Source organism: Pseudomonas sp. C321 (assembly GCF_055407105.1).
In genome coordinates this window covers 423,687-445,223 of sequence record NZ_JBUZRB010000005.1, presented here as the reverse complement: position 1 = coordinate 445,223, position 21,537 = coordinate 423,687, and the positions used below count along the sequence as shown (strand labels likewise).

Here is a 21,537-nt window from a genome sequence, read left to right as displayed (position 1 = left end):
GTAATTTAAATAAGTCTTCAAGTCATAACTGTTAGTGAACTATTGCAGGGCTCGACATGCGCCTGAGTTACAGCAACTAACGATGCCACGTCGTGGCTGTCGTTTTGCTGAACATTCCCGGTGTTATTACCTGTAAAAAAGTGCCTAGAGTTGTTTAAGCGCAGCGGCCCAATCCTGGCTGTTCATGATGCCCAGGGCCTTGAGCGTGCCGTCGGCGTTCACCTCGACAAACAGTGAACTGCCGTATTCAGCGGCGTCGGCATGCTCAAAGCCCAGGGCCCGTTCAAAGTCGCTGATACAGGCGCTGTGGGTGATCAGCAGCAGGTTGCGCCCAGGGATCTTGTGGCCGAGGATTTCCTCGCCCATGGCGTTGCCGCAGATGGCCAGTGGGCCGGGGGACAATTGGGTCTTGCCAAACATGAACAATGAAGTCTGCGCCGTGCGGGTGGTGGGGCTGTTCAGCACATCGCTGTTGTCCATGCCCAGGGTGTGGAAAGCCTTGCCCAGGGCGCTCGCGGACTGGCTGCCCGGCAGGGTCAGGCCATCATCCGGGCCCAGGCAGGGATTGGTGGAGCGGTCGCAGCGTTCTTCATGGCGCACCAGTACGATCAGGTCGCCATTGTGCCAACTGGCCAATACCCCCGAGGTCAGCAGGCGATTGCCGACGCCCAGGTCCAGGGGCGAAGAGGGCCAGAACATCACGCCAGCCACCAGCAAGCCGATAAAGGCCAGGCCCAGGCAGAGTTTTTTCAGGCGTTTTACAGGGGCCCGGCGGGAGCGGGGCTTGGTCAGGGTCAGATCAACCACACTCTTCACCATGGGGCACTGTTGGCGGCGTTGAATTGAACAGGCGCAGCTAACAGACAACTGCCTGTGGTGAAGCTAAAGCCTGTCATAGGACCGCTGTCTTTTTGCTGAACATGTGGGTATTAAAATTGTGCGCGTGAGGTAACTAACAAGTTTCAGGTAGCGGTGTAGTTACCTGCGCTTGGTGAGTAATTTAAAGTGCGGCAGGTGGCAACTCGGTGAAATCAATGTGAAAAATTTGCATGGGTTGGACAGTCAGCCGTTATCCTCGACCGCAGTCCATCGGCAAGCGAGTCTTTCCATGCTTCAGGTGCAAGGTGTCTTCAAAAGCTACGACACGCCTCAGGGCCCGTTGGCGGTGCTGGCGGGTGTCGACCTGCACCTGGCCGAGCGCAGCAGCCTGGCGCTGATGGGCGAATCCGGTAGCGGTAAAAGCACCTTGCTGCATCTGGTGGCGGGGCTGGACCGTGTTGATCGCGGCAGCATCCAGGTGGGCGAACAGCGCCTGGACCAGATGAGCGAGGCGCAGTTGGCTCACTGGCGGCGCACCGACATCGGCCTGGTGTTCCAGCAGTTCAACCTGATCGGCAGTTTGCGGGTGGAGGACAACCTGGCTTTCCAGGCGCGGTTGGCCGGGCGTTTTGATCCGCTGTGGCAGGCGCAATTGGTGGAGCGCCTGGGCCTGGGGGATTTGCTCAAGCGCTATCCCGAACAACTCTCCGGCGGCCAGCAGCAACGGGTGGCCGTGGGCCGCGCCCTGGCGTCCCGTCCCGGCCTGCTGTTGGCCGATGAGCCCACCGGTAATCTGGATGAAGCTACCAGCGACGAAGTGCTGAAATTACTCCTGGACCTGCTGCGCGATAGCCCGACCTGCCTGTTGATGGTCACTCACAGCCCACGCATCGCGGCGCAGTTGGACCGGCAGGTGGTGTTGCAGCGCGGCCACGTATTGACTGCGGCTACTCACTGAGGTGCGTGTCTTCTACTGGACCTTGCGCGCGTTACTCAGCCATTGGCGCCGCCACCCCGTGCAGTTCTTCAGCGTGCTCACTGGCCTGTGGCTGGCCACTGCGTTGTTGACCGGCGTGCAAGCCCTCAACAGCCAGGCGCGGGACAGCTACGCACGGGCCAGCCAGTTGATTGGCGGCGAGCCCCAGGCCAGCCTCGGCACGCCGGACGGCGCCAGTTTCCCTCAAGCGTTATTCGTTACTCTGCGCCGCGCCGGCTGGCCGGTGTCGCCGGTGGTGCAGGGGCGGTTGATCCTCAAGGGCCATGAAGAGCAACGTTTGCAACTGATGGGTATCGACCCCGTCTCGCTGCCTGGTGGTGGAACGGTCGCCGGGCAGACGTTGGATCGGGCGCAGATGATCGCTTTCTTCAATCCGCCAGGACGCACCTGGATCGCGCCCCAGACCCTCCAGGCGTTGGGGTTGCACGAGGGCGACCAGCCGCTGAGCGCCAGCGGGCAAGCCTTGCCACCGCTGCATGCACAGCCGGACATGGCCCCCGGTTTGCTGCTGACAGACATCGGCTTCGCCCAACCGCTGCTGGGCATGCCCGAGCGCCTGTCGCGGCTGTTGCTGGACAAGGACTTTGCCGCGAGCGATCCGGCATTGCCGGCGCAGTTAAGTGGGCAACTGCAACTCAAGCACGGCGAAGAAAACAACCTGTCGCGCCTGACCGAAAGCTTCCACCTGAACCTCGATGCCCTGGGATTCCTGTCGTTCGTGGTAGGGCTGTTTATCGTCCACGCCGCCATCGGCCTGGCCCTGGAGCAACGGCGCGGCCTGCTGCGCACCTTGCGTGCCTGTGGGGTCAGCGCGCGGATGCTGATTGTCAGCCTGAGCGTCGAGTTGGGTGGCCTGGCCTTGTTGGGCGGTCTTGCTGGTGTCGCCAGCGGCTACCTGCTGGCCAGCCTGTTGCTGGCGGATGTGGCGGCCAGCTTGCGGGGTTTGTATGGCGCCGAGGTGCCGGGCCAACTGAGCCTGACCCCGCTGTGGTGGGCCAGTGGCCTGGGCTTGAGTGTGCTGGGCGCCTTGCTCGCCGGCGCCAGCAGTTTGTGGCGGGCGGCGCGTTTGCCGTTGCTGGCCCTGGCCAACGCACAAGCCTGGCACCAGGCCCACGGGCGCTGGTTGCGGCGTCAGGGTTGGGTGGCCGGCACGGCACTGCTGATAGCTCTGTTGGCGCTGCTGCTGGGTGACAGCCTGGCCAGCGGTTTTGTGTTGATGGCCGCCTTGTTACTGGGGGCGGCCCTGGGTTTGCCGGTAGTGCTCAACGGCCTGCTCAAGGCGGTATTGGGGCGCAGCCGTTCGGTGCTGGGGCAATGGTTTCTCGCCGATTGCCGTCAGCAGTTACCGGCCCTGAGCCTGGCCCTGATGGCGTTGCTGTTGGCGCTGGCGGCAAATATTGGCGCCGGCTCCATGACCTCGGGGTTTCGTCACACCTTCAACAACTGGCTGGAGCAACGCCTGACCGCCGAGCTGTACCTCAACCCGCAAAACCCTGCTCAGACCGAACACCTGCACAGCTGGCTGACACAGCAACCGCTGGTCCAGGCCGTATTGCCCACCTGGCAAGTCGCGGTGCAATTGCAGGGCTGGCCGGCGGAGGTCTTTGGCGTGGTCGATGACCCGACCTATCGCCAGCACTGGCCGCTACTGGAAGCGGTGGCTGGCGATCCCTGGGATCAGTTGCTGCAAAGCGACACGCTGATGCTCAGCGAACAACTGGCGCGTCGGCTGAAGGTGCAGTTGAACGATGTGGTGACGATCCCCACGTCCCAGGGGCCGTGGTCGCCCAAAGTCGTTGGGATTTATGCCGACTACGGCAACCCCAAGGGCCATCTGCTGGTCAATGCCCAGCACCTGTTGCAGCACTGGCCGGCCTTGTCGCCGGCGCGATTCAATCTGCGGGTATTGCCGGCCAATGTGCCGGCGCTGATCGGTGAAGTGCAAAAGCAGTTCGCGCTGGAAGACAGCCGCATCGTCGATCAACAGCAACTCAAGGGCTGGTCGAGCCAGGTCTTCGAGCGCACCTTCGCCGCCACCGCTGCGCTCAATAGCTTGACCCTGGGCGTAGCCGGCGTTGCGCTGTTTATCAGCCTGTTGACCCAGAGTCAAAGCCGCCTCGGCCAACTGGCGCCGTTGTGGGCGTTGGGGGTGACGCGGCGCCAATTGATGCTGCTCAATCTGGGGCAAACCTGGCTGCTGGCGGTGCTGACCCTGGTGCTGGCGTTGCCCCTGGGCCTGCTGCTGGCCTGGTGTCTGGATGCGGTGATCAACGTCCAGGCTTTTGGCTGGCGCTTGCCGTTGCAGGTTTTTCCCTGGCAGTTGGCGCAGTTGCTGGGGCTGGCGATGGTAGCGACGTTGCTGGCTTCGGCCTGGCCGCTGTGGCAGTTGTACCGCAGCCGGCCAGCGGATTTGTTGAGGACCTTTGCCAATGAAGATTAAGTGCCTGCTGTGGGCTGCCTTGCTGTTGTCGCTTGCTGCTTGCGACCAGCAGGCGCCGCCCGAGGAAAGCTTCGCCGGCCTTGGCAGCGACGCCTCGGACTTTGCCCAGGTAGTGCCCGGTAAGGTCTTCAGCTTTCCCGAGGATCACGGGCCACATGACGGCTTTCGCATCGAGTGGTGGTACGTTACCGCCAACCTGAAGGACGCTGAAGGCAACCTGTTCGGCGTGCAATGGACACTGTTTCGCAATGCCCTCAAGGCTGGCCCCGTGCAGCCGGGCTGGCGCGACTCTACCGTCTGGCTGGGCCACGCCGCCGTCACCTCGGCCACAAGCCACTACTCCGCCGAGCGCTACGCCCGAGGCGGTGTGGGCCAGGCGGGGGCCAACGCGCTGCCCTTCAATGCCTGGATCGACGACTGGAACTTTGCCACCCGCGCCGGTGCTGCAAGCCCCTTGGCCGACATGCAACTCAAGGCCAGCGGCGAGCACTTCAACTACGACCTGCAACTGACTTCCAGTCGCCCCTTGGTACTCCAGGGCGACCAAGGCTATAGCCGCAAATCCGATCAGGGCCAGGCGTCGTATTACTACAGCCAGCCGTTTTTCCGGGCCCATGGCACGGTCACTATCGACGGTAAACGCTATCAGGTCAGCGGCCCCGCCTGGCTCGACCGCGAGTGGAGCAGCCAACCCCTGACCGCCAACCAGACCGGCTGGGACTGGTTCTCCCTGCACCTGGACAGCGGCGAGCAGTTGATGCTGTTTCGTGTGCGGCAAAAAGAAGGCGCGGCCTACCTGACGGGCACCTGGATCGACCATCAGGGCCGCACCCAGATCCTGCACAATCAGGATATCCAGCTCACGCCGTTGACCAGTACCGAGATCGACGGGCGCAGCGTACCCACGCGCTGGTCGCTGAAAGTCCCTGGCAAAAATCTTGATATCACCACCGAAGCAGTCAATCCCAAGGCGTGGATGAACCTGAGCATCCCTTATTGGGAAGGGCCGGTGAAGTTCCAGGGTGGGGTGGGGTATCTGGAGATGACTGGGTACTAGGTCTGCGGGCCGTAACTCTGCTCATGGTCAAACTTTGGCGAGGCTGCGTCAGGCGCGCCGCGGTTCCTTTGCCTGGCTTGATGGCAGTGTGCGGCCAACGTAGCCTCGCTAAAGCTCGACAACTACCTTTTTTCGTTAGTGCGCCAGCGCCAGCTTCATCGGCAAGCGTGCCATGCTGGTGTTCTTCAGCGAGCCCAGGTAGAGCCAGTCGCCATATTCACGGGCGGTGGTGATGGGTGAGTAGTTGCCGGCGCTGCCATCCTGCAGGTTGGCGATTACCTGGCCATTGACGTCCAGCCCCAGGACAAAGGCTTTGCGCTCTATCGGCTTGGGCACCACCATCAGTGCTCGCACCATCACCTTGCGCATCAGCGGATAACCGGCAAAGCCATCGAGCAGCGGGTTGCGCGGCGAATACAGGGCCACCCAGAAACGGTCCCGGCCGTTGAAGCTGAGGTTGTCCGGCAGTCCCGGCAGGTTGTCGATAAACAGGTCATGGGTGCCAGCCTTGCCGCCCTTGAGCCAATAGCGGCTGATGCGATAGGCACCGGTTTCGTTGACCAGCACATAGTTCTCGTCAGGGCCCAACGCCACGCCATTGGCGAACTGCAACTGATCGAGCAGCACTTCGGTCTGGTTGTTGCTGAAGTCGTAGCGCAACAGTCGACCATCGCCGCCGTGTTCGATCACTGCTTCACCGTCCTCGCCATAACCCCAGCGGCTCGACGCATCGCTGAAGTAGGCATAACGCCCGGCAGCGTCCACGGTAACGTCATCGGTAAAACCGAACGACAGGCCGTTGGCACTGGTGCTCAGGGTGGTGAGCTTGTGCTGGGTATCCAGGGCCAGTAGGCCTTTGACACCGTCGGCAATGATCAGGCGACCGTCCGGGTGCAGTGCCAGGCCCAAGGGACGGCCACCGGTATTGGCCAGCACTTCCAGGGTTTTGCTTTCGGGCGAGGTGCGGATGATGCGGCCGTCATGCAGGCCGGTAATGAGAAACCCCAGGGCATCCACCAGCAACGCTTCGGGCCCGGCGATCTCCTGGGCGCCGATGCGTTGCACGTCCTTGAGGCGCTGATTTTCGGCGAAGGGCCCATCCTTCATCGACGGTGCCTTGGGGGGCGACCAGTTGACGGGCTGGACCTTGGTGGGCATCAACAGCAGGAAGGCAACGACCAAAATCAGGATCAGCAGGAGTAAATGGCGAACTTTTCTTGAACGGGTACTCATGACAATTTCCGTGAGTCTTTGGGTTGAGGGGCGGCCGGCTCCCAGTGCAGGGTGCCGAACAGGTAATCCATCAGCGGCAGCACGATATTGAAGTTGCGGCCTTGCATCAGCTCGCGGCGGTGATGCAGCGCGTGCAACTGGCGCATCTGCTTGATCCATGGCAGGCGGGCCAGGGGATGGTTCTCGTGCAGGTGTTCGCAGGCATGGAAGATTTCATAGAACAGGTAGCCGAGGATCATGCACCCGGCGAACAACCCGGCGACGTTGGGGTTCAGCTGTTTGAGCAGCCACCAGGCGGGCAGGGTAATGGCCAGGCTGTGAAGGACGATCAGCCAGGCGGGAAACAGGATCACTCGCCAGTCTTTCGGGCTGTCGTAGGTCATGTGGCCGGGGGTGAAAAAGCTGTGGTGGTCGCCGGTGTGGCGGGCGTAGAACAGCTTGGCAAAGCCGTGTTTGTGGTGGCCCAGGTAGCGGTGGACGAGGTAGATGCACAGGTTGAAGAACACCAGGGCCAGGGGGATGGTCAGCCATTCCCAGGGCTGGATCTGGTGAGTGCTGCGCCAGGATAGGGTGATGCATAGCAGGCCGTAACCCAGTACGAAGCTGGCATGCAGCCAGGGGTTGTAGCGGGGGTGGACGCTGGCGCGATAGCGGGTGCGGAAGGCCTCGGTGGGGTGGTTCATGGGCGGGGCTCGTTGTTGTTTTTTTATTGGGGGTGAGGTTAGTTGCTTGTGGGGATTATGCGAGCTCGTGGCGGCTTTAGGGTCGACCAGCCGCGGGCAACCCGTGGCTCAAATCACCGGGTCCCAGCGCTGTGACCAATCACTCTCCGCCTTGACCACGCCTCGAAGCAACACCAGCGCCTGTTGCAACACCGCACAATCGCGCTCTCGCGAATACACCAGGTAGGTGGGGAAACCAAACTCCGGCGCCTTGGGCACCCGCTCCATCACCCCACTGTCGAGATAACTCTGCACCACCCGCGTGCGAAAATACCCGGCGCCGCCGTTCTCCAGAATGTACTGCAACGCCAACGGCCCAAGATTGAAACTCACCGCCGCCCGCGCCTTGTCCGGCAAGGCCGCGTCGTGCTGCTTACGGAAACCCGGGCCCCAGTCGATATACACATAGGGATCGGGCCGAGCCACCAGCCGCACCTGGATCAACTTCTCTTCCAGCACTTGTTCCACCTGTAACCCCGGCCAGTACTGCGGCTGGAACACCAGCGCAGCATCCAGTACTCCCAGTTCCAATTGGCGCAACAGGTATTCACCGTCGCGGATTTCCGTGCGCAGGGCATGACCGGGGATGTGTTCGCGCAGGGCCTGGGCCCAACTGAGCATCAGCGGGTTGCACAGGCTGACTTCGCCACCGATGTGCAGCACGTTGCGGTAACCGTCCGGCAGCGGCAGGTCGCGGCGCGCCGCTTCCCAGGTCTGTACCAACTGATTGGCATACACCACGAAGGCCTCACCGTCTGCGGTCAGCCGGGCGCCGGCACGGTTGCGCACGAACAGCGTGCTGTCGAGTTGGCTTTCCAGCTTTTGCACGCGGGCAGTGATGGCGGTCTGGGTGACATGGAGTTTCTCGGCCGCGGCGGCCAGGCTGCCGCAGCGGGTGATTTCCAGGAAGGTGCGTGCCAGTTCGATGTCCATGTCGGTCCCGAGGGTGAGTAGGACGAGCATTGTAGAGCAGATCAAATGTGGGGGCTGGCTTGCCTTCGATGGCGGCCTGGTAGCCGGTCGGGAGATGCTGGATTTGATTGAGTACATACCCTCGTTTTCAGTCAAGAAGGGTCGCAAACAGGTCTGGCGCAGTAATTGCCTCCCTTCACCGCTCAGTCTTTATGCAGGAGCAACCCGACCATGCAATTACGAGCCTTGCGGTATTTCCACGAGGTCGCGCGCTGCGCTTCGTTGCGTAAGGCGGCTGAGCGGTTGTACGTCACGCCGACGGCCGTGAGCCGGCAGATCGAGCACCTGGAGCACTTCTTTGGTGCCGCCCTGATTGAGCGCGGGCCCCGAGGTATTCGTTTGACGGTGGAAGGCGAATGCTTGGCCGAACAGGTAACTTCCACACTGCGCGGCCTCGATCAAGTGCGTGATGTGATTGCCAGCCGACAAAGCCAGGTGGCGGGTAATATCAGCATCCATGTGTCAGAAAGTATCGTTTCCACCGTGCTGGCGCCGGTGCTCGCCGCGTTTTATCGCGCTCATCCCAAGGTCACCTTCAATATCGTCATCGCCAGTGCATCGGCCACCCTCGATGCCTTGTGCAGCGGTGAGGCCGACCTTGGGCTGGCGTTCTACCTGCAGGAGCGGGCCGACGTCGAAGTCACCGCACAATGTGAGTTGTGGCACCGGGTGCTGGTGAGCACCGAGCATCCCTTCGCCCAGCGCGACAGCATTGAATTGAGCGAACTGGAAGGCCAACCCCTGGCCATTCCCGACTCCGCCTATGGCGCGCGCCAGGCCCTGGAAGTGGCGGCAAGGAAGCGTGGAGTAACCCTTGAAGCGGTGTTCACCACCAGTTCCCTGGAGGTGCAGAAAAGCCTGGCCCGGCAGCGGGCGGCAGTGTTGATCCTGCCTCAGGTAGATGCCGAGGCGCGGGACCTGGGGGATGGTCTGGTGGCCGTGCCGATTGCCGATGAATACCTGGGCCGGATTCGCATCGACCTGTGTGTGTACCGCAATCGCCCCCGTTCGGTGGCGGTGCTCAAGTGCCAGGAAATGTTGGCCAGTGCCATGCAGCACTATGCGTTGGTGGAGTGAGTCATCAATCCGATGCGCCATTCGATGTCCGTCAACCTGTCGACGGCTGACGGGCTCGACTTAGAACAGGTTGATCGGGAAGTTGCCGACAATCCGGAATTCATCGTAACTGCCATCAATCTGTCCACCACTGGCGCGGTGGTTGTAGACGATGGTGCGCAGCACGGCGTTTTTCAGTTTTCCGGACTGCACCACATAGGCCAGCATCAGACCGTTTTCGTTGTGCTTGGCATTGTCCAGGCCGCGCACGTTGTAGCCGGTGTTGTGGCCGTTGCGGTCGCCGTCGTAGTGAGTACCGTCGATGCCCCAGCCCTTGGCGTGCCACAGGCTGGCAGTCAGGCCGGGAACACCGTAGGCCGCCAGGTCGATGTCGTAACGCAGTTGCCAGGATTTTTCGTTGGGGCCGTTGTAGTCCGAGTACAGCGAGTTGGCCATGTAGTTGCCAGTGGATTCCCACACGTAGTCGAAGTACTCGTTGCCGAACACCTGCTGCCAGGCCAGGGTCAGGCTATGGGCCTGGTGGGTGGCGGTGACGGCCAGGCTGGCGGCGTTGTTGTCGATGTAGCCCAGGCGTTGCTCGCCAGAATCGCGGGTGTGGTAGTAGTTGAAGGCGGTCTTCAGGGCCAGGTCGGATCTGTCGCCGATGCGGTGAGTCAGGCCGACATAGTATTGGTCCCACATGTCTTCGAAGCGCGAGCCGTAGAGGCTGGCTTCCAGGCCATAGCCCGGCTTGATCGTGGCGCCCAGGTAGCTGATGCGCGCACCGCTGTAGGCGCGGTTACCGAAGGTGGTGGTCAGGCGTTCGGCACCGGTGCCGGTGCGGGGGATCGCCCGGTCGAAACTGCCGCCTTGAATCGACAGCCAATCCAGTTCGTTGCTGTACAGCCCCACGCCCTGGAAGCTGGAGGGCAGGGCGCGGTTGTCCTTGTAGCGCAGGATTGGGTTGTCGGTCATCAGGCGGCCGGCCTTGAGTTCGGTGCTGGACAGCCGAAAGCGCACATCGCCCACCCCCAGCCGGCTCCAGGTCGGGATGGCGTCGCCGTCGCTGTCCACCAGCACGCGGTCGCCACCATTGGCCACCTTGCCATGGCCGCGTTCCAGGTTGACTGCGCTGAATACGCCCACGTCCACGCCGACGCCAATCAGGCCCTGGGTGTAGCCGGAGCTGTACTTGAGCATGCTGGTCTGCACCCAGGTCTCCCGCACGCGGGTCGGCTCGATGCCGCTGGGTTTCTTGATGCTCAGGTGGGTGGTGCGCTTTGTGTGCTGGTTGGAGTAGTAGTGGCGCAGGTTCAGGTCCAGGGTGCTGCCTTCAAGAAAACCGGGCGCGCTGGCCTGGGCATTCTCTTGAGCAAAAGCCTGAGTGCTTGTGGCCAGGGTGACGGCCAGCAAAAGACGTGGATACATGGTGAATCCCCACACAAATAAGACGTAAGGCGACCGTCCCGGCCAAACCCATGGGCTCGACCGGTCAGTGGCGAAAAGACGCGGGACAGTGGGAAGCGGTATCAGCGAACCGGGGCTTCTGCGAGCCGGGTTTCGCGGGCCGGTTGGCCAGGCAGCGATGGCCGGGTTTCCTTGGCAAACCAGGCGGCGGTCAGGCACACCACGTTGGCGATAAGTAAGTACCAGACCGGCGACATCGGGTCACCGGTGGTGCCGATCAGCCAGGTGATAATGATCTGCGCGGTGCCGCCAAACGCCGCCACGCCGAAGGCGTAGACGATGGAGAAACCGGTGGAGCGTACCGACTTGGGAAAGCTCTCCACCAGCAACACGATCAACGCCGCGCCGCTCATGCCATGCAGGCCCGACAGTACAGCCAGGGTGATGAGGAAGGTCGAAGGGCTGGGGTGTTCGGTCATCAGTTGCAGCGCGGGGAACAGGATCAGCAGCAACACCACCCGTGGCGTCATCAGAATCACGCGGCGGCCGAAGCGGTCGCAGAGCATACCGCCGGCGATTGCGCACACCGCCATCGCCGCCCCGGCCACCAGGGTGGAGAGCATGGAAATGCTGGTGGGCAACTTCAGTTCGGTGAGGGCGAAGGTGGTCATATAGTTGAGGAAGTACTGGGTAATGGTGCTGCCGGAGAGGATCAGCAAGCCCAGCACCAGCGCCCGCCGATGTTTGCCGCAGACTTCCCGCACCAGCTCGCCGGTGCTGGTCTGCTCGCCGTGGCCGTGGAAGGTTTCTGCCAGGTTGCGGCGGATGTAGATGCCGATGGGCAACACCAGCAGACCGAACACGAACGGCACGCGCCAACCCCAGCTGTTGAGGTCTTCGGGCGACATGACTTTGGTCAGGGTGTAGCCCACCAGGCCTGCAGCCATCGCCGCGACGCCTTGGGCGACCACTTGCCAACAGGCATAAGTGCCGCGCTTGTGTGGCGGTGCGGCTTCCAGGATGTAAGTGGTGGCGGGGCCGGCTTCACCGCCCCAGGCCAGGCCCTGGATCATGCGGGTGACCACCAGCAGGATCGGCGCGGCGATGCCAATGGTCTCGTAGCCGGGCAAGATCGCAATACTGCCGGTGCCCACAGCCATCATCACCAGGGTCAGCAACATCGCCGGTTTGCGCCCGACACGGTCGGCGTAGGCGCCAATCAGCACGGCGCCCAACGGCCGGACGATAAAGCCGATGCCGAAGGCTGTGACCGACAGCATCAAGCTGACGAAAGCGCTGTCGGAGGGGAAAAACGTGTGGCCGATCATCACCGCGAAAGTCGCGTACACACCAAAGTCGAAAAACTCCACCGCGTTGCCCAGCACCACGGCAAAGATGCTCTTTTTGCCAGCGTCCGGGGACGGTATTTCGGGTGTCTGATCCGGGTCGGATCGGGTCAATTGTTCAGTGTGCATACCAGCCCCTCGATTTTAGTTATAAGTCGTCCAGACCCCGGCCGGGTGGCCGAGGAACAGGCGTGTGGGTGGGCAGTTCAGTTACAGCATTAAAGTCAGGACGGGTTCGGCCAGTGGTGGATTGCGCCACGCCAGCTCTCATAGGTTTTAGCGATTTGCAGTAGCCAGATATCGGCGAAGCGCGGTGCGATCATTTGCAAACCGATGGGCATGCCGTCGGCGGCGAAACCGCAGTTGATCGACAGCGCCGGTTGTTCGCCCATGTTCCACGGCACGGTGAAGACGATGTGCTCGAACGGTTGTTGCGGGTCATTGCTCGGTGACGGCCACTCGGCGGGGAAGGCGTTGACCTGGTTGGTGGGCGAGAGGATCAGGTCCAGATCGCTGAATGCTTGCGCTGCGCGACGGCGCATTTCGAACGTCTGATTGAAGCCCTGCACGGCTTGCACGCCCGTGATGTCGGCGCCCGGTGCGGCCCAGTCGCGGATATAGGGCAAGACTTTGTCGAACTGCTCGCTGCTCAAGGCCGACAAGTCGCCCCATTGCCGGGCGCGCCAGAAGTGGTCGAGGCCGTCGAGTTGCGCACGGTCCATGATCGGAGGGATCAGCGTGACCTTGGCGCCATGGGCCTCGAACAACCGTGCGGCTTGCTCGACCGCCTCGCAGACAAACCCCTCCGGTTGCAGACCGGCACCGGGTTCGAGCATCAAACCGACGCGCAGGCCCTTGACCGACAGCGGCTGGTTGCTCCACTCGGTGGTGAGTGGCGGCAGGCTGGTGGCGTCGCGGGCATCGGGGCGGGCCAGGTGCTGCATCATCAATACGCAGTCGTCGACCGTGCGGGTCATGGGGCCGGCGGTGCGGCCGGTGTAGTACGGGTCGATGGGGATTCGTCCCAGCGTCGGTTTGAAACCCACCAGGCCACACCAGGCGGCGGGCAGTCGCACCGAGCCGCCGATGTCGGTACCGATGTGCAGCGGGCCGTAACCGGCAGCGGCGGCAGCGGCGGCGCCGGAGCTGGAACCGCCGGTGTTGTTGGCGATGTTCCACGGGTTGCGGGTGATGCCGTGGAAACTCGACAGACCGGAGGAGAGCATGCCGAAATCGGGGGCGGTGGTTTTAGCGAGAATGATGGCGCCGGCTTCGCGCATTCGTGCGGCAGGAGGGGCATCGTTCAAGGCCGGCGTGAGGCGGGTGGCGGCGCTGCCGAGGGGGATCGAGGTGCCTTTTGTGGCGATCAGTTCCTTGACGGTGACGGGGACGCCGTCGAGTACGCCATTGGGTTGGCCTTTGTTCCAGCGCTCGGTGGAGGCTTGGGCTTGCTGGCGGACCTGGCCCGGGTCGAAGGCGTAGAGGGCGCGGATTTTTGGTTCCCAGCGGTCGATATGGGCCAGCAGGTGGTCGTAGTAGTCGATGGGGGACAGTTGCCGGCTGGCAAATTGCTCCAGCAGTTGCGCGGCCGTGAGGGTGTGCAGATCAGTCATCGAGCGCTTCCTTGGATGGGCCTGGGCTCATGGCGGGTGGTTATTGGTCTGGACTATATAAACCCTTTGGGGGATCGGCCATCACAAACGAGGCAGGGCGGTGTTGCGCTTTTGTGTGCACTCGGGGTGGCGCAAGCAAGTTGGCGCGCCTATCTCAGTGGCGATTAACCCTCTGAGCGGTAGTGGCTATTGGCCGTTGCCCTGATAGACTTCCTGCATTCATTCAGGATCAACGAGACCATGCCAGCTACAGGAGGAAAAGGACTTCCGCTCGCCAAACGCCTGTACAAATCCCGCGGCCTTGGGCTGAGCCTCGGGTTTATCTGCGTGGTTGCCGGCATGTATCCATTGGCCCCACCCAACTGGGTCTGGGCCTGGATGATCATCAACGCCTTTGTCTGGCCGCACCTGGCTTACCAATGGTCGCGCCGCGCCAAAAACTCCCTGCGTAGCGAGCACCGTAACCTGCTGTTCGATTCGTTTTGCGGTGGTTTCTGGGTCGCTGCCATGCAGTTCAATCCGCTGCCCAGTGTCACCACCTTGTCGATGATGACCATGAACAACGTCGCCATCGGCGGCCCACGGTTCATGCTCATCGGTTGGCTGGCCCAGGCGCTGGGGATAGGCGTGTCGATGTTGATATTCACCCCGACATTCATCGCCTTGACCAGCGAAACCCAGCTCTACGCCTGCCTGCCGATCCTGATGATCTATCCCCTGGCCCTGGGTTGGATTTGTTACCGCCAGGCCATCACCCTGGCCCAGCACAAACGCGAGTTTCTGGCCCTGAGTCGCACTGACAGCCTGTCCGGTTTGCTCAATCACGGTGCCTGGAAAGACCACCTTGAAATCGAGTTCCAACGCTGCCGCGAAGAGCAGCAGGGCGCCGCCATCGCCTTGATCGACATCGACCACTTCAAGGTCATCAATGACACCTACGGCCATGTCACCGGCGATATTGTGCTGCGCCAGTTGAGCAAAGTGCTGCGCCAGAACCTGCGGGCCACTGACCTGGCCGGGCGTTATGGCGGCGATGAGTTTTGCGTGATTCTGCCGGACATGCCCCTGGGCCGCGCCACCGAAGTGATGGAGGCCTTGCGCGACCGCTTCAGTTCCCTCGGCTACGCCCAGGACCCGACTTTGCGCGCCAGCCTGAGCATCGGCCTGGCGCCGTATCAACCGTCTCACGACGATGCCACCAGTTGGCTCAACGATGCCGACCAGGCGTTGTACGAGGCCAAGAGCAGCGGGCGCAATCGGGTCAGTGCAGTGCAGGGGAGTTGGCTGAGGTCGGTTTGAGGATCAACAAACCGGTTTTTGTCAGGTAGGGTGTGGCGCTACCTTCCAACAAAAACAAGGATCGGTTCATGACCTTCAATTTTCACCGCACCTTACTGGCCGCCACCCTGGCGCTGTCTTTTGGCTTGGCAATGCCGGCCTTCAGCGCCGAACCTCACAAACTGATCCAGACCGATGCCGAACAGTACAAGGCCGATGCCCTGAAACTGCTGGAGCGCCTGGTGAATATCGATTCGGGTTCCGGCTACGAGCCCGGCCTGACCCAAGTGCGGGACATCGCCGTCGATGAGCTGAAGCAACTCGGTTTCAGCATCGAGCTGGTGCCGGATGCCGCCGCCAACAACAGCCATGTGATCGCCACCCTCAAGGGCACCGGCAAAGCGAAAATCCTGCTGATGGCGCACATGGACACCGTGTTCAAGGAAGGTTCGGCGGCCGAGCGGCCGTTTCATATCAAGGATGGCCGCGCCTACGGTCCAGGGGTGATGGACGACAAGGGCGGCATCGTTGCCGGGATCTATGCCTTGAAAGTGCTGAAAAACCAGAACTTCAAGGACTACGCGCAGATCACCTTCCTGCTGGACGCCAGCGAAGAAACCGGCTCCGAAGCCGCCACCGATCTGATCAAAAAAACCGCCAAGGCCCATGACGTCACCCTCAACCTGGAACCGGGTCGCCCGGCCGATGGGCTGGTGGTTTGGCGCAAGGGCAGCGCCACCGCCGTGGTTGAGGTCAAGGGCAAGGCCGCTCACGCCGGTGTCGCGCCGGAACTGGGTCGCAACGCGGCGATGGAAGTGGCGCACCAGATCCTGCAACTGGGCAAGCTGGGGGACGAGGAGAAGAAGACCACTATCAACTTCACCGTGCTCAAGGCTGGCGACCGCACCAACGTGATCCCCGATCAGGCCATCGCCAAGGCTGACGTGCGAGCGGCGTTACCGGAAGAGTTTGATCGCATCGAGAAGGATCTGGCGCGGGTTTCGGCCAATAAACTGATCCCGGAAACCGAAGTTAAAACCACCCTGCAACGCGGCTTGCCGCCGATGCCGCAAACGCCGGAGTCGGACAAGTTGGTGGCCATCGCCCAGGGGATCTATGGCGAACTGGGCCGCAAGCTGACCATCGAAGGCAGCGGCGGCGCGGCGGATGCCAGCCTGTCGGCAGGCGTGGGTACGCCGACACTGGATGGTTTCGGGATTGTTGGGGGCAATATCCACACTTCAGAGGAATATGCCGAAGTGGAGAGCGTGGCGCCACGGATTTACCTGTTGAGCCGGATGATCATGGAGCTTTCCAAGCGCTGATATGAAGAATAAGTACTGGCTCATCTTTGATACTCGTCATTAGCTTCGCGAGCGTTGACCGTCATAGAGGTGGATACCTATCTACGCCATATCGCTTTGCGCAAACGCTTCGCCAAGAAAATCGATCAAGGTGCGCACCGACGGCAACAAGCCCCGGCGTGACGGGAAGATTGCATGGACGATCCCGGTTCTCGGCGACCAGCCGGGAATCAGGCTCACCAAGCGGCCCGCCGCGATGTCTTCGCGCACCACCACGCTGGGCAGGTGCGCCACGCCGACACCACAGCACGCCGCATGCCGCAGGGCGAGCAGGTCATCGGTGATCATTCGCGGGAAATGCCGGATCACCGCACTGGCGCCGTTCTCACCAAACAACTCCCACTGATACTCCCGCTGCGCCGAGCCCCAATGCAGGCTCGGCAAGCCATTGAGGTCGGCCGGCAGCGGTGGGTTCGACAGGTGTGACACAAACAGCGGGCTGCCCACCAGGCACTGGGTACTGTTGCCCAACACCTTCATCACCAGGTCGGTGTTTTCCAGTGGCGGGAAGCGGATGCGCAGGGCGACATCAACGCCTTCGTGGATCACATCGACCCGCCGGTTGGTGCTCTCGATATGCAATTCCACCAGCGGGTACTTGAGCATGTAGCGAGTCAGCATTGGCCCGACCCAGGAGTTGAGCAGGGCGGTGGGGCAGCTCAAACGCACGATACCCTGGGGTTCGGAACGGTTGCGCTCGATCACTTCGGCGGCGCTTTCGGCTTCCACACGCATCGCCAGGCAGCGCTGGTAATAGGCCTGGCCGATCTCGGTGAGGGAACAATGGCGGCTGGAGCGGTTGATCAAGCGCACACCCAGGCGCTCTTCCAGCTCCGAAATACGTCGGCTGAGCTTGGACTTGGGCATGTCCAGCGCCCGGCCTGCCGCTGCAAAACCACGGTGTTCAACCACCTGGGTGAAGTAATAGAGGGTGTTGAGGTCTTCCACCATCGTTCTCCAAATAGAACGCTAAGGGTCATTTTTGCTGTCTAGTGCTGAAAAGGTAACGGATTTAAGGTGTGTCCATGAACTGCTTTCACCCATTTGGAGACACACCATGAAAAATATCATCGGTATCTACACCAGCCCACGAGGCCATTGGGTGGGCGACGGCTTTCCGGTTCGCACCCTGTTTTCCTACGACACCATGGGCAAGCACATCAGCCCGTTCCTGTTGCTGGACCACGCCGGCCCTGCCGATTTCACCCCCACCGAACAACGTCGCGGCGTAGGCCAGCACCCTCATCGCGGTTTTGAAACCGTGACCATCGTCTACAAGGGCGAAGTCGAGCACCGGGATTCCACCGGCGCCGGCGGCAAAATCGGCCCGGGCGATGTGCAATGGATGACGGCCGCCAAGGGGATTCTCCACGAGGAGTTCCATTCCGAGGCCTTCGCCCGCAGTGGCGGCGCGCTGGAGATGGTTCAGTTGTGGGTCAACCTGCCGGCCAAGGACAAAATGGCCGACGCCGGTTACCAGACCATCCTCGACGGCGATATCCCGTCGCTGCCCCTGGCCGATGGTGCCGGTAGCCTGCGCTTGATTGCCGGTGAGTTCGCCGGTACTCAAGGCCCGGCGCGCACCTTCACGCCGATTGACGTGTGGGATGTGCGACTCAACGCCGGCAAGGCCGTGACCCTGGACCTGCACGCCGGACGCAACACGGCCCTGGTAGTGCTCAAGGGCACGGTGCAGGTCAACGGTTCGGAACTGGTGCGCGAAGGGCAATTGGCGCTGTTTGAACGCGATGGCGATCAGATCAGCCTGGAGTCCAACAACGACGCCATGGTCCTGCTGCTCAGCGGCGAGCCTATCGACGAGCCTATCGTCGGCCACGGTCCGTTCGTAATGAACACCGAGCAGGAAATCCACCAGGCCTTCGCCGACTTCCAGTCCGGTCAGTTCGGCCAGATGCACGGATAAGCGTTCGCCGGGGCCATGGATGGCCTTTACTCCTTAATTTTGCGTGCGCCGACCTTTTGGTGGGCGGCGCCCGGCTGCACCCGATTCACCCACGCCGAACCGACTCGGCATAACCACTGAAACGAGGACTACCCCATGACTACAGCCTACAAACGTCTCGACAAGGACAACGCCGCCGTTCTGCTGGTTGATCATCAGGCTGGCCTGCTGTCCCTGGTGCGTGACATCGAACCGGACAAATTCAAGAACAACGTGTTGGCCCTGGCCGACCTGGCCAAGTACTTCAACTTGCCGACCATCCTCACCACCAGCTTCGAAACCGGCCCCAACGGCCCGCTGGTGCCGGAACTCAAGGCGCTGTTCCCGGACGCGCCGTACATCGCCCGCCCAGGCCAGATCAATGCCTGGGACAACGAAGACTTCGTCAAGGCGATCAAGGCCACCGGCAAGAAACAGCTGATCATTGCGGGCGTGGTGACGGAAGTGTGCGTGGCATTCCCGGCGCTGTCGGCCCTGGCGGAAGGTTTTGAGGTGTTTGTGGTGACGGATGCGTCCGGCACCTTCAACGAGATCACCCGTCATTCGGCCTGGGACCGCATGTCGGCCAACGGCGCGCAACTGATGACCTGGTTCGGCCTGGCCTGTGAGCTGCATCGCGACTGGCGCAACGATGTGGAAGGTTTGGGGGCTTTGTTCGCCAACCACATCCCGGACTATCGCAACCTGTTTACCAGCTACAACGCGTTGACTGGCGCCAAATAAAACAACACTGCCGCTCTCATGTGGGCAGGGCTTACTGTGGCGAGCGGGCAAACCCGCTCGCCACAGGGAGTCCGCCAGCCATACCTATGCAGTGACCGCATCGCGGGCAAACCACACTGTTTTGCAGCGTTGCGGGTATTTGCATTCTGGCCCTATACCCGCCATCCGCTTTTCATGCGATCTTCACCCCATTCGCCCTGGAGTCGCCTGGATGCTCTCATTTATCTCCGATCACCCGATGCTCTGCGCCGTGGTGTTGATCCTCATCGACATCGCCGTCTGGCGCCTTTTCTCCGTCAACCCCGGCAACTGGAAGTTGGTGGCACGCCTGGTGATCTTTGCCGTATTCAGCGCCGTGCTGTTCAACGACGGCATGAACCCGATGCTGATCGCGCCCTATGCCGACAACACGCCCTTGCACTTGGCTGCCACGGCCTTGCAGATCGGCTGGTGGTTGTTTGCCGCGCGCACCCTCACGGTGTTGCTCGGTGCGCTGATGATGCAACGGGTCGGCCACACCGGGCGGTTGTTGCAGGACCTGATGGGCGCGGTGATTTTCCTGATCGCCATCATCGCCGCCATGGCCTACGTGCTCGACCTGCCGGTCAAGGGCGTGCTGGCCACCTCCGGAGCCGTGGCGATCATCGTCGGCCTGGCGTTGCAAAGTACCTTGAGCGACGTGTTTTCCGGGATTGTGCTCAATACCACCAAGCCTTATCAGCTTGATGACTGGATCTCTATCGACGGCACCGAAGGCCGGGTCACCGATATCGACTGGCGCGCCACGCGCCTGCAAACCTCCCAGGGCAGCATGGCGGTGATTCCCAACTCGCTGGCGGCCAAGGCCAAGATCATTAATTTCTCGCGCCCGGCAGACATGTTCGGCCTGGCGGTGAGCCTGCAAGTCAGCCCCCATGCGCGACCACAAACCGTCCTTGATGCCCTGGAGCGGGCCATGCAAGGCTGCCGGCCGCTGCTGGCCAAACCTGCACCCAGTGTCGCCTTCAAGACCTCCGCCAGCGGTGGCGTGGAGTATGAGATCAGCGGCTTCGTACCCGCCATGACCCTCAAGCGCGAGGTGCGCAACCAGCTCTACGACCTGGCTTATCGGCACTTGCAGGCGGCGGGGGTGAGCTTGCTGTCATCCGCCGAAAGCGCCACGCCTGCTCACACTTCTCGGGCACGGGCGCTGCTGGAAAACTCGAACATTTTCTCTACCCTGCGCCAGGAAGAGAAAGAAACCTTCAGCCAGAACATGACCCTGCAAACCTTCCGCGCCGGCGACATGATCCTGCCTGAAGGCGAGATCAGCGATCACCTGTTTATCATCGAGTCCGGGGTTATTTCGGTAATCCTGAGCAAGGCCGGGCACAAGTTTGAAGCGGGTCGCATGGGGCCGGGCGAAGTGATTGGGGAGGGCGGGATATTGTCGGGCCAGGCCATGCAGGCGGACTTCACCGCCAAGACCTACTGCACCCTGTACCGTATTGAAAAGGAATACCTCAAACCGTGCCTGGACGCGCGCCACGACATCAGTGAGGCGATGAAAAACCTGCTGGATTTCCGCTTGCACGCAGCGCAGAACCTGACTCAGGAAAGCCCTGTGGTGCCGGTGAAGAAGGGCTTTATGCAGTGGTTGCGCAGCCGCACCTGACTCTGTTTTGCGTAGCAGCCTGGGTTTTCGCAAGATGCCCAAGTAAGAAGCTGCGGCGCTTACTTGAAGTAGCCCCGTGGTGTGGTACCGGTCATGGCCTTGAAGAAGGCGATCAACACGCTGTCGCTGGCAAAGCCCAGTTCAAAGGCGCAGTAGGCAATGCTACGCCCGGTGGCGAGCAACTCGATGGCGCGCATCAGGCGCCACTGTTGACGCCATTGCTGGTAACCCATGCCGGTTTCCCGCAGGAAGATGCGGCCGATGGTCTTGCCACTGGCGCCGACCTGCCTTTGCAAGGTTTGCAGTGCTGGCGGCAACTGCTCAAGGTTTTTCAGTAATGGTGCCAGGCGTTTGTCCTGGGGCAGGGGCAGGAGCAAGGGTTGTTCGGCAGCCTCGCCAATCTCGCTCAAACACAGCGCCAGTAAATGAGCATATTTGCCCTGTTCCCAATCGGTATCGAAGGCCGCCATCGCCATTGGCTCCAGCACCGCTCGCAACAGCGGGCTGACCTCTATCACCCGTACCTGCGCTGGCAACTGCTCGGCCAACGCCTGGCTTATATACACCGAACGGTAGTCGACGGCCTGCTGCATCACCGCCCGGTGAGGTACGCCGCAGGGAATCCATGCCGCACGGGTAGGCGGTAGCAGGCACATTTGATGGGCCAGAGTGATACGCGTGCAGCCCTGTTGGGTGAACAGCAACTGGCCGCGTTGATGGTGGTGCAGCCCGGAGTCATGCTCGCCGAGCAGGGCACCGATGCCGATGACCGGTGCCGTGAAATTGTCGGGGTCGAAGGACGCGTTGGCGGCAAGCCAGGCCATAGATTGTCCGATTTCATGGGTAAGTTGTCGAAAGTCGGATAATACGCCATTTGCTTCTCTTTAAAATCC

The 21,537-nt window shown here is 61.7% G+C and carries 18 protein-coding genes; 9 read left to right on the top strand and 9 right to left on the bottom strand.

The features are described 5' to 3' along the window. Window positions 1-144: 144 nt before the first annotated feature. Window positions 145-819, bottom strand: a complete 675-nt coding sequence (pmrG, locus tag ACZRJ6_RS17795) for a lipopolysaccharide core heptose(II)-phosphate phosphatase PmrG (protein WP_463969287.1) — start codon at window positions 817-819, stop codon at window positions 145-147. A 289-nt stretch (window positions 820-1,108) separates the two neighbouring features. Between pmrG and ACZRJ6_RS17790 the strand changes: the two genes are divergently transcribed. Genes ACZRJ6_RS17790 through ACZRJ6_RS17780 form a run of 3 tightly spaced genes read left to right on the top strand, consistent with a single transcriptional unit; the run spans window position 1,109 to window position 5,313 of the window. Then, window positions 1,109-1,777: an ABC transporter ATP-binding protein gene (locus ACZRJ6_RS17790; RefSeq protein ID WP_350615703.1), complete on the top strand. Its 669-nt coding sequence runs from the start codon at window positions 1,109-1,111 to the stop codon at window positions 1,775-1,777. A 1-nt stretch (window position 1,778) separates the two neighbouring features. Continuing rightward, window positions 1,779-4,256 (top strand): ABC transporter permease, encoded by a 2,478-nt coding sequence (locus ACZRJ6_RS17785; protein WP_463969288.1) that lies wholly within the window; start codon window positions 1,779-1,781, stop codon window positions 4,254-4,256. Continuing rightward, complete coding sequence (locus ACZRJ6_RS17780; protein WP_463969289.1) at window positions 4,246-5,313, top strand: lipocalin-like domain-containing protein; 1,068 nt, start codon at window positions 4,246-4,248, stop codon at window positions 5,311-5,313. Before ACZRJ6_RS17785 ends, ACZRJ6_RS17780 begins: the two co-directional genes overlap by 11 nt. A 135-nt stretch (window positions 5,314-5,448) precedes the next feature. Here ACZRJ6_RS17780 and ACZRJ6_RS17775 read toward each other — a convergent pair whose 3' ends face one another. From ACZRJ6_RS17775 to ACZRJ6_RS17765, 3 genes are all read right to left on the bottom strand, one after another. Then, entirely contained in the window at window positions 5,449-6,546 is a 1,098-nt protein-coding gene (locus ACZRJ6_RS17775; RefSeq protein WP_463969290.1) for an SMP-30/gluconolactonase/LRE family protein, read from the bottom strand. Then, window positions 6,543-7,229, bottom strand: coding sequence for a sterol desaturase family protein (locus tag ACZRJ6_RS17770; RefSeq protein ID WP_463969291.1), 687 nt, complete (start codon window positions 7,227-7,229; stop codon window positions 6,543-6,545). The genes ACZRJ6_RS17775 and ACZRJ6_RS17770 overlap by 4 nt, the downstream gene beginning before the upstream one ends. Before the next feature lie 108 nt (window positions 7,230-7,337). Next, on the bottom strand, window positions 7,338-8,201 hold the full coding sequence (locus tag ACZRJ6_RS17765; protein ID WP_350615855.1) for a LysR family transcriptional regulator: 864 nt from the start codon (window positions 8,199-8,201) through the stop codon (window positions 7,338-7,340). 210 nt (window positions 8,202-8,411) lie between these two features. Between ACZRJ6_RS17765 and ACZRJ6_RS17760 the strand changes: the two genes are divergently transcribed. Next, complete coding sequence (locus ACZRJ6_RS17760) at window positions 8,412-9,317, top strand: LysR family transcriptional regulator (RefSeq protein ID WP_463969292.1); 906 nt, start codon at window positions 8,412-8,414, stop codon at window positions 9,315-9,317. 60 nt (window positions 9,318-9,377) lie between these two features. Here the strand turns inward: ACZRJ6_RS17760 and ACZRJ6_RS17755 are convergent, their stop codons facing one another. The 3 genes from ACZRJ6_RS17755 to ACZRJ6_RS17745 all read right to left on the bottom strand — a co-directional run bounded on the left by ACZRJ6_RS17755 (window position 9,378) and on the right by ACZRJ6_RS17745 (window position 13,662). Continuing rightward, window positions 9,378-10,724, bottom strand: coding sequence for an OprD family outer membrane porin (locus ACZRJ6_RS17755; RefSeq protein WP_463969293.1), 1,347 nt, complete (start codon window positions 10,722-10,724; stop codon window positions 9,378-9,380). Between the two features lie 101 nt (window positions 10,725-10,825). Then, the gene (locus ACZRJ6_RS17750) at window positions 10,826-12,178 is read right to left on the bottom strand and encodes a citrate-proton symporter (protein ID WP_463969294.1); all 1,353 of its coding nucleotides are present in this window, start codon (window positions 12,176-12,178) and stop codon (window positions 10,826-10,828) included. Between the two features lie 95 nt (window positions 12,179-12,273). Then, a complete protein-coding gene (locus ACZRJ6_RS17745) occupies window positions 12,274-13,662 on the bottom strand; it encodes an amidase (protein WP_463969295.1) in 1,389 nt (462 codons plus the stop codon). A gap of 240 nt (window positions 13,663-13,902) precedes the next feature. On the opposite strand from ACZRJ6_RS17745, the gene ACZRJ6_RS17740 reads away from it, so the two are divergent. Together ACZRJ6_RS17740 and ACZRJ6_RS17735 are read left to right on the top strand one after the other, a co-directional pair. After that, window positions 13,903-14,961, top strand: a complete 1,059-nt coding sequence (locus ACZRJ6_RS17740; protein ID WP_463969296.1) for a diguanylate cyclase — start codon at window positions 13,903-13,905, stop codon at window positions 14,959-14,961. A 68-nt stretch (window positions 14,962-15,029) separates the two neighbouring features. After that, the gene (locus tag ACZRJ6_RS17735; RefSeq protein WP_463969297.1) at window positions 15,030-16,265 is read left to right on the top strand and encodes a M20/M25/M40 family metallo-hydrolase; all 1,236 of its coding nucleotides are present in this window, start codon (window positions 15,030-15,032) and stop codon (window positions 16,263-16,265) included. An 81-nt stretch (window positions 16,266-16,346) separates the two neighbouring features. Here the strand turns inward: ACZRJ6_RS17735 and ACZRJ6_RS17730 are convergent, their stop codons facing one another. Then, entirely contained in the window at window positions 16,347-17,255 is a 909-nt protein-coding gene (locus ACZRJ6_RS17730) for a LysR substrate-binding domain-containing protein (protein ID WP_463969298.1), read from the bottom strand. Between the two features lie 106 nt (window positions 17,256-17,361). Between ACZRJ6_RS17730 and ACZRJ6_RS17725 the strand changes: the two genes are divergently transcribed. The 3 genes from ACZRJ6_RS17725 (at window position 17,362) to ACZRJ6_RS17715 (ending at window position 20,644) form a co-directional block, all read left to right on the top strand. Beyond that, complete coding sequence (locus ACZRJ6_RS17725; RefSeq protein ID WP_463969299.1) at window positions 17,362-18,228, top strand: pirin family protein; 867 nt, start codon at window positions 17,362-17,364, stop codon at window positions 18,226-18,228. A gap of 135 nt (window positions 18,229-18,363) precedes the next feature. Then, window positions 18,364-18,990 (top strand): isochorismate family cysteine hydrolase YcaC, encoded by a 627-nt coding sequence (ycaC, locus tag ACZRJ6_RS17720; RefSeq protein WP_133100476.1) that lies wholly within the window; start codon window positions 18,364-18,366, stop codon window positions 18,988-18,990. 211 nt (window positions 18,991-19,201) lie between these two features. Continuing rightward, a complete protein-coding gene (locus ACZRJ6_RS17715) occupies window positions 19,202-20,644 on the top strand; it encodes a mechanosensitive ion channel domain-containing protein (protein WP_463969300.1) in 1,443 nt (480 codons plus the stop codon). Window positions 20,645-20,703: 59 nt separating this feature from the next. Here ACZRJ6_RS17715 and ACZRJ6_RS17710 read toward each other — a convergent pair whose 3' ends face one another. Further along, window positions 20,704-21,468 (bottom strand): AraC family transcriptional regulator, encoded by a 765-nt coding sequence (locus ACZRJ6_RS17710; protein ID WP_463969301.1) that lies wholly within the window; start codon window positions 21,466-21,468, stop codon window positions 20,704-20,706. Between the last annotated feature and the right edge of the window lie 69 nt (window positions 21,469-21,537).

Excerpts from the sequence above, each read along its gene's own strand:
- ACZRJ6_RS17770 (WP_463969291.1), bottom strand. The coding sequence starts at position 7,229 with ATGAACCACCCCACCGAGGCCTTCCGCACCCGCTATCGCGCCAGCGTC.
- ACZRJ6_RS17730 (WP_463969298.1), bottom strand. The coding sequence starts at position 17,255 with ATGGTGGAAGACCTCAACACCCTCTATTACTTCACCCAGGTGGTTGAA.
- ACZRJ6_RS17790 (WP_350615703.1), top strand. The coding sequence starts at position 1,109 with ATGCTTCAGGTGCAAGGTGTCTTCAAAAGCTACGACACGCCTCAGGGC.
- ACZRJ6_RS17715 (WP_463969300.1), top strand. The coding sequence starts at position 19,202 with ATGCTCTCATTTATCTCCGATCACCCGATGCTCTGCGCCGTGGTGTTG.
- ACZRJ6_RS17710 (WP_463969301.1), bottom strand. The coding sequence starts at position 21,468 with ATGGCCTGGCTTGCCGCCAACGCGTCCTTCGACCCCGACAATTTCACG.
- ACZRJ6_RS17725 (WP_463969299.1), top strand. The coding sequence starts at position 17,362 with ATGAAAAATATCATCGGTATCTACACCAGCCCACGAGGCCATTGGGTG.
- ACZRJ6_RS17775 (WP_463969290.1), bottom strand. The coding sequence starts at position 6,546 with ATGAGTACCCGTTCAAGAAAAGTTCGCCATTTACTCCTGCTGATCCTG.
- ACZRJ6_RS17755 (WP_463969293.1), bottom strand. The coding sequence starts at position 10,724 with ATGTATCCACGTCTTTTGCTGGCCGTCACCCTGGCCACAAGCACTCAG.
- pmrG (WP_463969287.1), bottom strand. The coding sequence starts at position 819 with ATGGTGAAGAGTGTGGTTGATCTGACCCTGACCAAGCCCCGCTCCCGC.
- ACZRJ6_RS17740 (WP_463969296.1), top strand. The coding sequence starts at position 13,903 with ATGCCAGCTACAGGAGGAAAAGGACTTCCGCTCGCCAAACGCCTGTAC.
- ACZRJ6_RS17760 (WP_463969292.1), top strand. The coding sequence starts at position 8,412 with ATGCAATTACGAGCCTTGCGGTATTTCCACGAGGTCGCGCGCTGCGCT.
- ACZRJ6_RS17745 (WP_463969295.1), bottom strand. The coding sequence starts at position 13,662 with ATGACTGATCTGCACACCCTCACGGCCGCGCAACTGCTGGAGCAATTT.
- ACZRJ6_RS17735 (WP_463969297.1), top strand. The coding sequence starts at position 15,030 with ATGACCTTCAATTTTCACCGCACCTTACTGGCCGCCACCCTGGCGCTG.
- ycaC (WP_133100476.1), top strand. The coding sequence starts at position 18,364 with ATGACTACAGCCTACAAACGTCTCGACAAGGACAACGCCGCCGTTCTG.
- ACZRJ6_RS17765 (WP_350615855.1), bottom strand. The coding sequence starts at position 8,201 with ATGGACATCGAACTGGCACGCACCTTCCTGGAAATCACCCGCTGCGGC.
- ACZRJ6_RS17780 (WP_463969289.1), top strand. The coding sequence starts at position 4,246 with ATGAAGATTAAGTGCCTGCTGTGGGCTGCCTTGCTGTTGTCGCTTGCT.
- ACZRJ6_RS17750 (WP_463969294.1), bottom strand. The coding sequence starts at position 12,178 with ATGCACACTGAACAATTGACCCGATCCGACCCGGATCAGACACCCGAA.